The 13205-nt window shown below is 41.7% G+C and carries 11 protein-coding genes; 2 read left to right on the forward strand and 9 right to left on the reverse strand.

Features of this window, described 5'->3' with window-relative positions; genetic code table 11:
- Nucleotides 1–550: 550 nt before the first annotated feature.
- The 9 genes from ABJH64_RS04810 to ABJH64_RS04850 all read right to left on the reverse strand — a co-directional run bounded on the left by ABJH64_RS04810 (nucleotide 551) and on the right by ABJH64_RS04850 (nucleotide 8088).
- Nucleotides 551–2113: an arylsulfatase gene (locus ABJH64_RS04810; protein WP_348273637.1), complete on the reverse strand. Its 1563-nt coding sequence runs from the start codon at nucleotides 2111–2113 to the stop codon at nucleotides 551–553.
- Between the two features lie 280 nt (nucleotides 2114–2393).
- Nucleotides 2394–3269: an ATP synthase F1 subunit gamma gene (gene atpG / locus ABJH64_RS04815; RefSeq protein ID WP_348273636.1), complete on the reverse strand. Its 876-nt coding sequence runs from the start codon at nucleotides 3267–3269 to the stop codon at nucleotides 2394–2396.
- Nucleotides 3270–3333: 64 nt separating this feature from the next.
- Nucleotides 3334–4911, reverse strand: coding sequence for a F0F1 ATP synthase subunit alpha (gene atpA, locus ABJH64_RS04820; RefSeq protein WP_348273635.1), 1578 nt, complete (start codon nucleotides 4909–4911; stop codon nucleotides 3334–3336).
- A 23-nt stretch (nucleotides 4912–4934) separates the two neighbouring features.
- Nucleotides 4935–5495, reverse strand: coding sequence for an ATP synthase F1 subunit delta (gene atpH / locus ABJH64_RS04825; RefSeq protein ID WP_348273634.1), 561 nt, complete (start codon nucleotides 5493–5495; stop codon nucleotides 4935–4937).
- Between the two features lie 9 nt (nucleotides 5496–5504).
- Nucleotides 5505–5999: a F0F1 ATP synthase subunit B gene (gene atpF, locus ABJH64_RS04830; protein WP_348273633.1), complete on the reverse strand. Its 495-nt coding sequence runs from the start codon at nucleotides 5997–5999 to the stop codon at nucleotides 5505–5507.
- 72 nt (nucleotides 6000–6071) lie between these two features.
- Entirely contained in the window at nucleotides 6072–6332 is a 261-nt protein-coding gene (gene atpE / locus ABJH64_RS04835; RefSeq protein ID WP_092894836.1) for an ATP synthase F0 subunit C, read from the reverse strand.
- Nucleotides 6333–6370: 38 nt separating this feature from the next.
- Nucleotides 6371–7414 carry a F0F1 ATP synthase subunit A gene (gene atpB / locus ABJH64_RS04840; protein ID WP_348273632.1) on the reverse strand — a complete coding sequence of 348 codons (1044 nt, stop codon included), beginning with the start codon at nucleotides 7412–7414 and terminating at the stop codon, nucleotides 6371–6373.
- Between the two features lie 18 nt (nucleotides 7415–7432).
- Complete coding sequence (locus ABJH64_RS04845) at nucleotides 7433–7816, reverse strand: hypothetical protein (RefSeq protein ID WP_348273631.1); 384 nt, start codon at nucleotides 7814–7816, stop codon at nucleotides 7433–7435.
- Nucleotides 7817–7860: 44 nt separating this feature from the next.
- The gene (locus ABJH64_RS04850) at nucleotides 7861–8088 is read right to left on the reverse strand and encodes an AtpZ/AtpI family protein (protein ID WP_348273630.1); all 228 of its coding nucleotides are present in this window, start codon (nucleotides 8086–8088) and stop codon (nucleotides 7861–7863) included.
- A gap of 146 nt (nucleotides 8089–8234) precedes the next feature.
- Here ABJH64_RS04850 and ABJH64_RS04855 point away from each other — a divergent pair, with 146 nt between their 5' ends.
- Both ABJH64_RS04855 and ABJH64_RS04860 read left to right on the forward strand, forming a co-directional pair.
- Entirely contained in the window at nucleotides 8235–10850 is a 2616-nt protein-coding gene (locus ABJH64_RS04855; protein WP_348334629.1) for a gliding motility protein, read from the forward strand.
- A gap of 3 nt (nucleotides 10851–10853) precedes the next feature.
- Nucleotides 10854–13160 carry a transglycosylase domain-containing protein gene (locus tag ABJH64_RS04860; RefSeq protein WP_348277214.1) on the forward strand — a complete coding sequence of 769 codons (2307 nt, stop codon included), beginning with the start codon at nucleotides 10854–10856 and terminating at the stop codon, nucleotides 13158–13160.
- The last annotated feature ends 45 nt before the right edge of the window (nucleotides 13161–13205 follow it).

Genomic DNA, 13205 nt, shown 5'->3' on the forward strand with positions numbered 1-13205 from the left:
GGACCGGCAGGTTTTGAGGTAATAGGAGAGCATCGATTCGTAGCCTTTTGTTCTTAGGCGTGACAGAGTGATTGTAGTAATCAAAATCGGACTCTGAGCTACTGCCCGACTCAGCATGCTCGCCGTTTCAAAGCCCGAAACCGTTACCATCAATCGTAAAAGCATTTGTCCCCACTCGGCGTAAACCAGGACTTGCACTAAGTATAGACCTCGATAGCATCGTGAGAAACTACACCTTCTACTGTTTGGAAATTTGCAATCCAATATCAGGCAGGTTCAATCCACTTAGGGGTTAAAGTCCCCGCTTTTAAATTCCATTTTGCCCTAGGTTTCACCGAGGACTTCTGAAAGGTTTAACTGCTTCACTGTGCTTTTATTAATCGATTTTTACTCGCAATTTACTGATCCCAAAGGGATCAAACCTCTCAATAAGCAGGGTTGAAACCCTTGGAAAAAACACTACAACTTATCCCACTACCTCGAAGGAGGCGGAACATTTACCAAAAAATCTATCCTATTCTGGCGAATGATTATTCGCTCCTACACCTACCTAATCCACAAACCCAATTTGCTTCCACTCTCCTTCGACTTTATCATTTTGCTGCTGAGCGCCGGGGGTGCTTCTGCCCTCTTTGATATACTTGATCAACAAGGCTTTTAGCGAAGCTACCTTCTCCTCATTTTCAGCATAGACATTAGTAGTCTCTCCAGGATCAGAGGCTAGATCGTATAATTGGACCTCGGGAAGATCTGCTTCTTCTGGAGTATTTGGCTTAGGAGCACTCCATCCGCCGGAACCCTTAGCCATGATCAGTTTCCAATCGCCTTGTCGGATTGCAAAACTTCCGTTTATGGAATGGGAGACTAGAGCTTCACGGAATTGATCCACTTTGTTGTCGGCATCAAAAAGCGATACCATACTGTAGCTATCTTCGCCTTCGTCATCCTTCAGTTCATAGCCAGACAGCTCTGCTCCAGTTGCCATCAAATCAGTCAAGCAAATCGTTTCATTTCTGGAAGTTCCAGCCTTGATCATAGCTGGCCACTTTGCGATAAAAGGTACGCGATGTCCTCCTTCGAAAATATCCGCTTTGTGTCCACGGTAGATATAGCTGGAATAGTGACCTGCTGCTTGCATTACATCCAATCCTGCTGCTGGCGATCCACCATTGTCACTCGTGAAGATTATCAGTGTATTTTCTTCAATCCCAGCCTCCTTGATCGCACTATTTAGCTGACCTACGTAATCGTCAATCATCATCATAAAGTCAGCAAATGGTGCCAGTCCACTTTTCCCCTGCCATTCTGCTGGAGGCAAAATCGGAGTATGTGGTGATGGTAGTGCCAAGTAAAGGAAAAACGGTTTTTCTTCTTTTGCCTGATCTTGAATGTATGCGATAGATCGCTCAAAGAAATTCGGGGTAACTCTCTCATGGTCAAAATCCGGAGACGTTGGCCCTTCTCGCCACCAGGAATAGTGACCCTTATTGACAGTTACCGTATCTGGAATGGCAGTTACCTGACCATTTTCTACATAAACGTAAGGTGCCATATCTAATGATCCTGCATGTCCATAGGCGTAATCAAAGCCCAGGTCATTTGGAGTTTGACTAACGGGCGCAGCAAAATCGATGTTATCAAAATCCCTTGGACCCCAGCCATCTGCAGTCAGTGGCACTCCATCGACTGTTGCCCAGTTCCAACCTAAATGCCATTTGCCTATAAAAGCGGTATGATATCCTTGATCCTTCAAAATAGAGGCAATTGTACTTCTGTCCGATGGAATCAACGCGGTAGAATTCCCCGTCAATACTCCACTTTTCAAGGTACTTCGCCAGTTGTACCTGCCCGTGATTAACCCATAGCGAGTAGGAGTGCAGACCGCAGACGGTGTATGCGCATCTGTGAACATCATGCCCTCCGAAGCCAATTGATCCAAGTGTGGCGTTACTATTTTGCCATCAGGATTGAATGCTTTTATATCTCCGTAACCCAAATCATCCGCTAGGATGACAATAATGTTTGGCTGTTTTTTTTGTTGAGGTTCTTTGGGAGAGCAGGAAAATATCTGAAAGAATAGAGATAGACCAACAAGTCGAAAACAGTATTTCATAGAAAAGAGGCTAAGAGTTCGATTGGCAATTTAGGGCAAAAGAACCAAAAAAAAGATCAATTTTCAAGTCTCAAATCTCAAGATTCATGGTTCAATAAAAAATCACAGATTCTCACATAAGGCAAATTCGCGGGTAACGACGTTATCCAGTTTCTAGAGAAGCAGGATAACGGGGAATTTGCGTTCTCTGTGTGAACTCTGCGATCACCGCGGTTAAAATAGTCAAAAAAAAACCACAGCCCTCGCGAGCTGTGGTTTTGGAAATTAGGTCTATCATTTTTTAGTTCGCTTCCAATGCATTGGCACCGGAAACAATTTCTAGAATCTCATTGGTAATAGCCGCCTGACGAGTTCTGTTGTACATCAGTCGTAGCTCTTTTAGCAATTCTCCGGCATTTTCAGTTGCCTTGTCCATCGCAGTCATTCTTGCGCCATGCTCAGAAGCGTTACTTTCCAATACGGCCTTGTAAAATTGAATCTTCAATGAGGTAGGAACCAATTCTTCGATAATATATTTTCTAGATGGTTCCAAAATATAATCTACTTCAGGAGCTTTTGCTTCTTGGGCATTTTCTTCCTTAGCCATTGGCAGGAATTGTTCTACCTTAATTTCTTGAGTGGCTACGTTTTTGAATTCGTTGAATACCAACACCACTTGGTCAAACTCACCAGCGATGAATGAATTCATTGCGAATTCTGCTGCATTTCTAACATTCTCAAAATTCAGATCCTGAAATAACTGAGAATAATCAGCTATCATTTTGAAATCGCGCTTCTTGAATGCCTCAAATGCTTTTTTACCAATAGGAAGAATAGTGATATCCTTATCAGCGAAGTGTGTAGCTACTGCAATGTTTACTGCTTTGATAACATTGGAATTGAATGCTCCACAAAGTCCTTTGTCCGAAGTCACAGGTATGATCAATACCCTCTTCACTTCTCTTTTTTCAGCAAATACAATATCTGTAGCTCCGTCTGACGCAGCCGATACGTTATTCAGGATTTGGGTCAACTTCTGAGAGTAAGGACGCATCTGAATAATTTTGTCCTGTGCTCTTCTAAGCTTAGCGGCGGAAACCATTTTCATGGCCTTAGTAATCTGCTGGGTAGAGACTACTGAGGTTATCCTTTCCTTTACTTCCTTAAGATTTGCCATCTTGGTTGCTTTGTGCTTGGGTATTAATAGCCGGAAGACTGACGCCTTCCGGAATTATAATCGATTATTTTGCGAATTTAGGAGCTAATTCTGCAGCTGCCTTAGAAAGGATTTTTCCAGCTTCGTCCACATTGCCCTTTAGGATAAAGTCAAGTGCTTCAGGATAAGAAGTATCCAAAAGTGTGTAGAATTCCTTCTCAAATGCTCTAGCTTTTTCAACTGGAACTGCATCCATCAAGCCTTTGGTAGATGCATAGATAATAGCTACTTGATGCGCCACAGACACTGGAGAGTACTGTGCTTGCTTCAAGATCTCCTGGTTTCTTCTACCTCTTTCGATGGTACGCTTAGTAGTTGCATCTAGATCCGAACCAAACTTAGAGAATGCCTCTAGTTCACGAAAAGCTGCCTGATCCAATTTCAAGGTACCGGCAATTTTCTTCATGGATTTGATCTGTGCGTTACCCCCTACTCTAGATACAGAGATACCAACGTTAATCGCAGGACGAATACCAGAGTTGAAAAGGTTTGTTTCAAGGAAGATCTGACCGTCAGTAATCGAAATCACGTTAGTCGGGATATAGGCAGAAACGTCACCAGCTTGGGTTTCGATAATAGGAAGTGCAGTCAAAGACCCGCCACCTTTTACCAAATGTTTGATAGAATCTGGCAAGTCGTTCATCTCCTGAGCGATTTTATCAGACTGGTTGATTTTCGCAGCTCTCTCAAGCAATCTTGAGTGAAGGTAGAATACGTCACCTGGGTATGCTTCACGTCCCGGAGGTCTTCTCAACAAAAGAGAAACTTCACGATAAGCTACAGCTTGCTTAGAAAGGTCATCATAAACAACCAAAGCAGGACGACCGGTATCTCTGAAGAATTCACCGATCGATGCACCCGTAAATGGCGCAAAGAACTGCATTGGAGCTGGCTCAGATGCTGGAGCGGCTACAATTACTGTATATGGAAGTGCGCCGCCTTTCTCTAATGCTGCTACTACACCCGCAACAGTAGATGCTTTCTGACCTATTGCAACGTAAATACAGAAAACTGGCTCACCTTTGTCGTAAAATTCTTTTTGGTTCAAGATAGCATCGATAACTACAGCTGTCTTACCAGTCTGACGGTCACCAATTACTAGTTCTCTTTGTCCTCTACCGATAGGAATCATCGCATCGATAGATTTAATACCTGTCTGAAGCGGCTCAGTAACTGGCTGACGGTAGATTACACCTGGAGCTTTTCGCTCCAAAGGCATCTCGTACAATTCACCAGCGATAGTACCTTTACCGTCAATTGGGTTACCTAACGTATCCACAACTCGACCTAGCATTCCTTCACCTACTTGGATAGAAGCAATTCTTTTAGTTCTTTTTACAGTGTCACCTTCTTTTACAGATTTGGAGTCACCGAAAAGTACTGCTCCGACGTTGTCTTCTTCCAGGTTCAGTACCATTGCTTTCAGACCATTGTCAAATTCCAGCAATTCACCAGACTGAGCCTTAGAAAGTCCATAGATACGAGCGACACCGTCGCCCACTTGAAGGACTGTACCTACTTCTTCGAGTTCCGCCTCGGTTCTTACACCAGAGAGTTGTTCTCTTAAAATTGCCGAAACTTCATCAGGTCTTACTTCTGCCATGATATATAGATTAATGCGTTGTGTTAGATTTTACTTTCGTAATGATTTGTTATAAACTGAGTTTTCAATTGTCTCAGTTTGCTACTCAATGACTCGTCTATCTGTCGGTCATTTACTTTCAAAATATATCCACCGATCAGGTCTGGATTTATTTTCTCTACCAATTGTACCGTTTTCTTTCCAGAAACTTCTTTCACTACTTGTGCAAACTCCTTGCGAAGCGTATCGTCGAGAGGGAAAGTAGTAGTCACTTCAGCTACCTGAATTGACATATGAAGATTGTATTGGTTTTCAAATTCCTTTGCTACGTCAAGAAGTATTTCTTCTCTATTTTTTTGAGAAATGATCTCAAAGAAGGTCATAGTAAGGGGATCAGATCCTTTTGCGAAAAGTGCTTTAAGCACGTTCAATTTTTTGTCTGAATTGACTATAGGGTTTCTCAGCACCAATTTCAATTCATGATTACTTTCGGCTAAAGCCGTAAGTCTTAGAAAATCAGTATGCACCTCTTCTAGTCTTCCTTTTTCCAAAGAAAGTTCCATGATTGACTTGGCATAGCGGGATGCTACTCTCTGGTTTGACATGGAGGTGAATTAGTTAAGCTTAAGTTCTTTGATAAAACCATCTACCAAATCCTTTTGAGACTTGTCATCGGCTAGGTTTTTTCTCAATAATTTCTCTGTTACTTCTAAAGAAAGTGCAGCTACCTGAGTTTTCACTTCCGAAAGTGCAGCTTTTTTCTCAGTTTCAATGACAGCTTTGGCATTCTCGATCATCAAAGCTCCAGCTTTAACAGCTTCAGCTTTGGCATCATCGATCATTTTCACAGAAGCGTCCTGAGCTTTTTTCAAGATAGTATCTCTTTCCAATCTAGCATCAGCAAGAAGTTTTTCATTCTCAGCTTTCAGATTAGCCATTTCATTTCTAGCAGTTTCAGCTGCCTTCAATGCGTTATTGATGCTGCTTTCTCTCTCTTCGATAGCAGCAAGCATAGGCTTCCAAGCAAATTTGATTAAAATAAACAAAAGAGCTAAAAAGCCAAACAACTGCCAGAAGATCAGGCCGGAACTAGGTAAAATCAGATCCATTAGATATATATAATTTCGTTATTGTTCAAAAAGAGGGATTGGCCCTAACGACCAATCCCGATTCATTTGTTCTTAGAAAGCGATACCGCCTGCATTCAAAGCAATAAGTAGACAAACTACTACTGCAAACAGGGAAACCACCTCGATCAAAGCTGCAATGATCAACATAGCAGTCTGGATTTTACCAGCAGCCTCAGGCTGACGAGCAATAGATTCCATAGCTTGTCCACCAATTCTACCGATACCAAGACCTGCGCCAATCGCAACAATTCCTGCACCGATACCAGCACCCATAAGTGCCATTCCAGCTGATAATAAGATTGAAGTTAACATACGTTTTTATTTATAAAATTGAACAAAGAAATTCTTAATTAATGAGCATCGTCATGCGCATGCTCTGCTACTGCAGAACCAATATACATAGCGGTAAACAGCGTAAATACATAGGCCTGGATTGTAGCAACCAACAATTCTATCATGTTGATAAAGGTCACCATCAGCGTACTCACCACTCCTATAGTGTAAGATTGAAATATAAATACGAGTGCTATGAAAGCCAATATTACAATGTGACCTGCTGTGATCGCAACAAAGAGACGGACCATCAAGGCAAAGGGCTTAGTAAATAACCCGATAATCTCTACAGGTACTATTACCAAAAGTAGTGGAACTGGCACGCCTGGTGTCATAAAGACGTGCTTCCAGTACTCCTTATTACCGTTCACATTCACGATAATAAAAGTCAAAATTGCCAAAGTTGCTGTGACAGCAATATTGCCAGTCAAATTCGCAGCACCCGGCATCAGGCCTACTAGATTACCTATCCAGATAAAGAAGAAAAGTGTCAGCAGGTACGGCACGAACCTTTTATACTTAGGACCTATAGCAGAATGCGCGATCTCGTCTCTTACAAATATTACAATTGGCTCTACGAGTGCCGCTGCACCTTTAGGCGCTACAGCTCCGTTCTTCTTGTAATGTCCCGCAGCCGAAAGTGCCAAAATCAACACAATAGCAATTACCAGGAACATCATCGCAACGTTTTTAGTAATAGACAAATCCGTGAAGCTCGCACCATCTACTCTTCCCATGTGATCGTGAGAATCTATGAAGTATCCCTCATGAGCATATTCTTCTCCGAAGGCGTGAGTCTCGTGATTTTGAAAATCTGAAGATTTGAAAAACTCCAATCCACGATCACCAGAATACACGATCACAGGCAATGGAAGTGTCACATGCGTATGTCCTACATTGAAAAAATGCCACTCATGGGAGTCCTTGATGTGGTGCATGATGAATCCCGTAGGATCTTCTCCGCCTTCTTCAGAATCAGCTCCAGCTGCAAACGACACAGTGGAGAAACTCAGCAAAAACGCTGACAATAAAATACTTAGGGAAAGGAATTTGCGCGTCATCTACTCTTTTTTTGAGGGCTACTTCGAAATCGGGCGCAAGTTAGCCAGAAAGGTGTATATATCAAAAACCAGATAGAACAAAAAGAGAATAAAGAAATTCACGACGAACAAAAGAATATTCTCTGTTCCTAAAAATACTAGGATTCCAATGAAAGAAAGTGAGGCAATTATGCGGATCACCATGGCCAACAGTTTCACCTGAAGTAGGTTTTCAGTGGAGCCTTTAAGAAGATAAATACTCATTACGCCCACTAAATAAGAGGTCACAGAGAGGAATCCCAAAATTTTCCAAATATCCTGATGGACAATAGCAGGCATCAACCACTGAAGTAAAAGCACCAATAAACCAATTGCCACGGTCAGAAGGAAAAATTTCAGATGATAAGATAATTTCACAGTCATAGCTTTAAATTCCTGCAAATTTACCCAAATTTTCTTTTGTCAGCCTACTTGTCTGATCGAATGGAGGTCCATAATTGATAAAATGCAATTCCAATAGAGACCAAACAAAAGAGAAGTAGCCAGACAGGGAATTTCATGGTGCTTTTTTGCTGAACCCACCAGCCTAGCCAGGTACCGCCCCCTATTACGCCAAAAAGTTGAAATGAAAGGCCTATATATTTAACATATACGGGGGTGTTTTTGGAATTACTATCTTTGGAATCTTGGTCCATGGGGAAATTTTAGAAACGCTTGAATTTATAGAAAATCATCCACTATACCTTTGAGCCATGGCAGGTCCCAAATAATACACCTTCAAATTCGTTCACTAAGTAAAGCAAAAAACCTATTTTGCTAATTGAATTGGGCAAATCAACGCATGAAATCATTCTCTAGACTAGCAATAGTCCTTTTACTTTTTAGCGCAGCATGTTCTTCCGAGCGCAACACCTTTACCAACAGAACATTTCATAATGTGACTGCACATTACAATGCCTATTACCTAGCGGATGTGAAATTGCAGGAGGTAGAAACCGAAGTTTTTCAAAACTACAAAGAAGATTATACCCAAGTCCTACCCGTATTTATCCCCATGGATTCGGCTACTATTCAGGCTAACGCTGAAAAACTTCAATCTTCCCGCGAGCTAGCCTCTAAGGCGATCGAATGGCATAAAATCAGCAAATGGGTAGATGATAGCTATTACATTCTAGGCAAGCTGGATTATTACGAGTCACACTTCGATGATGCCCAGAATACGTTCAAATACATCAACGTAAACTCAAGCAGCCCCGACCTAAGACATCAGACGCTGATAACTTTGCTGAGATTATATGTAGATCAGGGGGAAGTTGAGAATGCTAATTTTACGATCGACTACTTGTCCAAGGAAAAGGAAATTTCAGAGAAAAACCGCTATGAACTTTACAGGACATTAGCCTACTACTATGAAAAAAGAGGAGACCGAAGTGGGGTTATTGGTGCTTTGGATAAGGCAATTGAATATTCACAAGACAAAAAAGAAGAATCTAGAATCAATTTTATACTAGCTCAGCGCTACCAAAGAGAAGGCTTTGATCCGCTAGCCTATGAATATTATGAGAAATCTCTCAGTGGCAACCCACCCTATGAGCGTAGTTTTTATGCCCAACTCTATGCCCAGCAAGTGGCAGAACTCAATGCATCGAAAGATCTTCGGAAAGTCCGCAAATACTATGATGATCTCTATAATGATCCAAAAAACAAAGATCTAAAAGATGTAGTCATCTATGAGCGAGCACTTTTTGAAAGGAAACAAGGCGACACAGAGCTCACGTTGGACCTTCTGCACCAAGCAGCAAAAGAACCCGGAAGTAACCCGAGGATAAAAGGCTACATCTACCAGCAACTAGCTGAGATAAACCTAGCCGAATTCAAAGATTATCGCGCCACGAAGTATTATTTAGATTCTGCACTCACCTATATAAATGAAGCTGATCCCATAGCGATAGAAATCGCTAGCCAAAAAGAGTCTTTGGACAAATACGTGTTTCACCTGGAGAGAATTCAAAGCAATGATAGCTTGTTGACCTTAGCCAAACTATCTCCCGAGGAACAGAAGCTAGTAGCGGAGCGCTTTATTCAATCAGAAGAAGAACGCCTTCTCACAGAGGCCGCAGCTCTCCAAAAACCACAAAGCACCAGTATTTTTGACAATCTTCTAGCCTTCTCTGATAGAGGCAGTGGATCTACTTTCTATTTCGACAACAGTGTAGCCATACAGCAGGGAGCTATTGACTTCAGGAGAACCTATGGCACTAGACCGTTACAGGACAATTGGCGAAGAAGTGCCGTTAGCTTTCAAAGTACGGAAGCAACAATCCCAGAACCTACAGAAAATGATTCTTCCGCGTCAGAAAGTCAAGTGAGTCAACTACCAAGCATAGAAGCCCTTCTAGCTCAGATCCCCAGTTCACCAGCAGAAATCGAAACGCTAAATCTCGAATTGGAGGAGTCTTATTTTGAACTTGGCAAACTTCTCTATTTCGAGTTGAAGGAAACGGCACAGAGTGTAGATTACCTCGAGACTTTGGTCAGAGAATATCCTAATTCATCAAGGAAGCCTGAAGGCTATTACTTATTGTTTTTAGGGCAAAAAGATTTGGGAGGAAATTCCCAGCAATATGTCAGCCGTCTCAATAGAGAATTCCCAGATTCACAATACACTTTTTCTGTCAATAACCCAGATGCTGCTTCAGGGAATTTGGCCTATGTAGAATCTTCAAAAATGTATGAACAAGCCTACAATGCGTATTACGAGGGACAATACCAACACAGTAAAACCATTATTAAATCTGCTTTAGAAGCCTATCCTCTTACCAGAAATACCGAGCGCCTGATACTATTGGATATCATGGTCACCGGCAAAACTGATACTCGGGTGAGGTATAGAGAGCGATTGGAGAATTACATCCAGAATACTCAAGACGAGAACCTCGTAGAATTGGCAAGGATTATGCTAAAACCAATGCTGTCTCAAGCTGAACTAGCAGCACTGAATCCTAAAGACATAGATGCAAGTGATTCCACCGCAGTGGAAGCAGGAGAATTGGTAGGAGAAAATGGAGAAAATGAACTCGCAGAGTCTCCCTATACCTATGCCGAAAATGCTACGCACATCTTTGTATTAGTGATGGAACCTGCAGAAGTAGAGGGAGCTAAAAATCTATTAGCTGATTTGGACAGCTTTCATTCTGCCAATTTCAGTAAGGAGAGACTGAGAACAGGCAATATGAACATGAACCGGGAGAATGCGATTTACATTATTAGTCCTTTCTCCAATGCCTCAAAAGCAAAAGAGTATTACAGTAAGTTTCAAAAAGAATTCCAATCCGAGGGACTATCTGAAGAGGTCAAGTCAGAATCTTTTGTGGTTTCTATAGAAAATTTCCAGGTATTGAATAAAAGTAAAAATTTAGAAGAATACAGGACTTTTTTCAAGTCCGCTTATAAATAAACTATGAGTAACAAAGCAAAACCCCAAACTTCCACTTGGGTAGCCAAAACCATTAAATTCCTATGGATAGCCTTTATAGCAGGTTTTTTAGGTTTCATTCTTTTTGTTTGGATGGTAAGCATCAATTTCCTGGGGCTATTTGGATCACTCCCTGATTTCAAAGCTTTGGAAAACCCGGATACCCAAATTGCATCAGAACTATATTCTACTGATGGGCTTTTGCTAGGAAGATATCAGCGAGAAAATAGAAGTCCAGTTAAGTATGAGGAGCTATCGCCAAACCTAGTGAATGCGCTTATTTCCACCGAAGATATCCGATTCCACGATCATTCAGGTATAGATATGCGTGCGATGATGCGAGTATTCGTCAAGTCCATCTTATTAGGACAGGATGCAGGAGGGGGATCTACGTTGAGTCAGCAAACTGCCAAAAATTTATTTAAAACGAGGACAGACGAAAGTACTGGCTTACTGGGCTCCATTCCAGGATTGAGAATGCTAATCGTAAAGACTAAGGAATGGATAGTGGCTACTCAATTAGAAAAAGCTTACACTAAGAATGAAATCTTAACGCTTTATCTGAACACATCTGATTATGGCTCAAATGCCTTTGGAATCAAAACTGCATCAGAAACATTTTTCAATAAGCAACCTTCAGAATTATTCACTCAAGAAGCAGCCGTATTGGTGGGCCTTTTCAAAGCCCCTACCTATTATAGTCCTGTGTATAATCCTGAGAATTCCCTTCGCAGGAGAAATACAGTATTGGCCCAAATGAGAAATAATGACATGATCTCCAACGAGGAGTTTGACTCATTGGCCAAATTACCAATCGAATTGAATTACAGTGTTGCCAACCAAAATAAAGGCTTGGCTACGTATTTCCGGGAAATTGTAAAAGCAGATCTGGTAAAATGGACTAAAGAGAATCTAAAATCTGATGGAACTGCATACGACCTTTATGGGGATGGATTGAAGATTTATGCGACTATTGATAGCCGCATGCAGCGCTATGCTGAAGAAGCAGTGGCCGACCACATGAAGAGCCTTCAGGCAAAATTCTACAAGGAAATGGGAAATCGAGATCCTTGGATAGATGAAAGTTTTAAAGTGATTCCCAATTTCATCGAAGATGCTGTGAGAAGAACGGAAGCTTATAGGCTACTGAAAATACGCTATGGTAACGATACCGACTCTATCAATCTTAAGCTAAATGAGAAGAAAAAAATGAGAGTGTTCTCATGGGAAAAGGGCGAAATAGACACCTTGATGAGTTCTATGGATTCCATGAGATATTACAAAAAATTCCTTCAGACGGGCTTTATGAGCATGGATGCGCACACTGGGGAGATTAAAGCCTGGGTGGGGGGAATAGACCACAAGTATTTTAAATACGATCACGTACTTAGAGCTAAGCGACAGCCAGGTTCTACTTTCAAACCATTTGTTTATGCAGCTGCGATTGAAAATGGATACAGTCCATGCTATAGCGTGATCGATCAGCCGGTGGAAGTGTACATCCCTGGACAGCCAGCTTGGAGTCCTTCAAATGCAGACGGAAAATTCTCCTATGAGAAGATGACTATCAGGCACGCGATGGCAGAATCCGTTAACTCCATCACGGCTTACATGATGAAAAAATTGAGTCCTAAAATAGTGGTCGAGACCGCAAGAAGATTGGGAATCACCAGCGACTTGGAGGAAGTTCCTGCATTGGCATTAGGTGTGAATGATGTCTCAATCTTCGAGATGGTAGGTGCATTTGGCACTTTTGTGAACAAAGGTGAGCATACTACACCATTCTATATCGATAGGATTGAAGACAAGAATGGAAATATTATCCAGCAGTTCACTCCAAAAAAGAGACCTGCCATGAGTGAGGAACACGCGTACTTGATGACCTACATGTTGAGAGGTGGTTTTGAAGAAAGCGGCGGAACCAGCCAGGGTGTCAACTGGGACTTAAGACAAGGCATGGAACTGGGAGGTAAAACAGGAACTACTCAGAATGCATCTGATGGATGGTACATGGGAATTAGCAAGGATTTGGTGAGTGGTGTTTGGGTAGGAGGAGATGATCGAGCGATTCACTTCAGAAGCTGGATTGATGGTCAAGGAGGTAGAACTGCCAGGCCGATTTGGCAGAATTATATGATCAAAGTATATGCAGATGAAAGCTTAGGATATACCAAAGGTCCTTTCCCTAGACCTGATCGCCCATTGAGCATAGAGATTGATTGCGATGTTTATGAAAAAGAAAGTCAGCGCTTTGCTGATTTTGATTATGACGCTAAGAAAAACGATTTCTAGAAAAAATATAAATCAACTTCTAAAACAGCCTTTATCAAAGGCTGT

This window comes from Algoriphagus sp. (genome assembly GCF_039969895.1).
Taxonomy (GTDB): domain Bacteria; phylum Bacteroidota; class Bacteroidia; order Cytophagales; family Cyclobacteriaceae; genus Algoriphagus.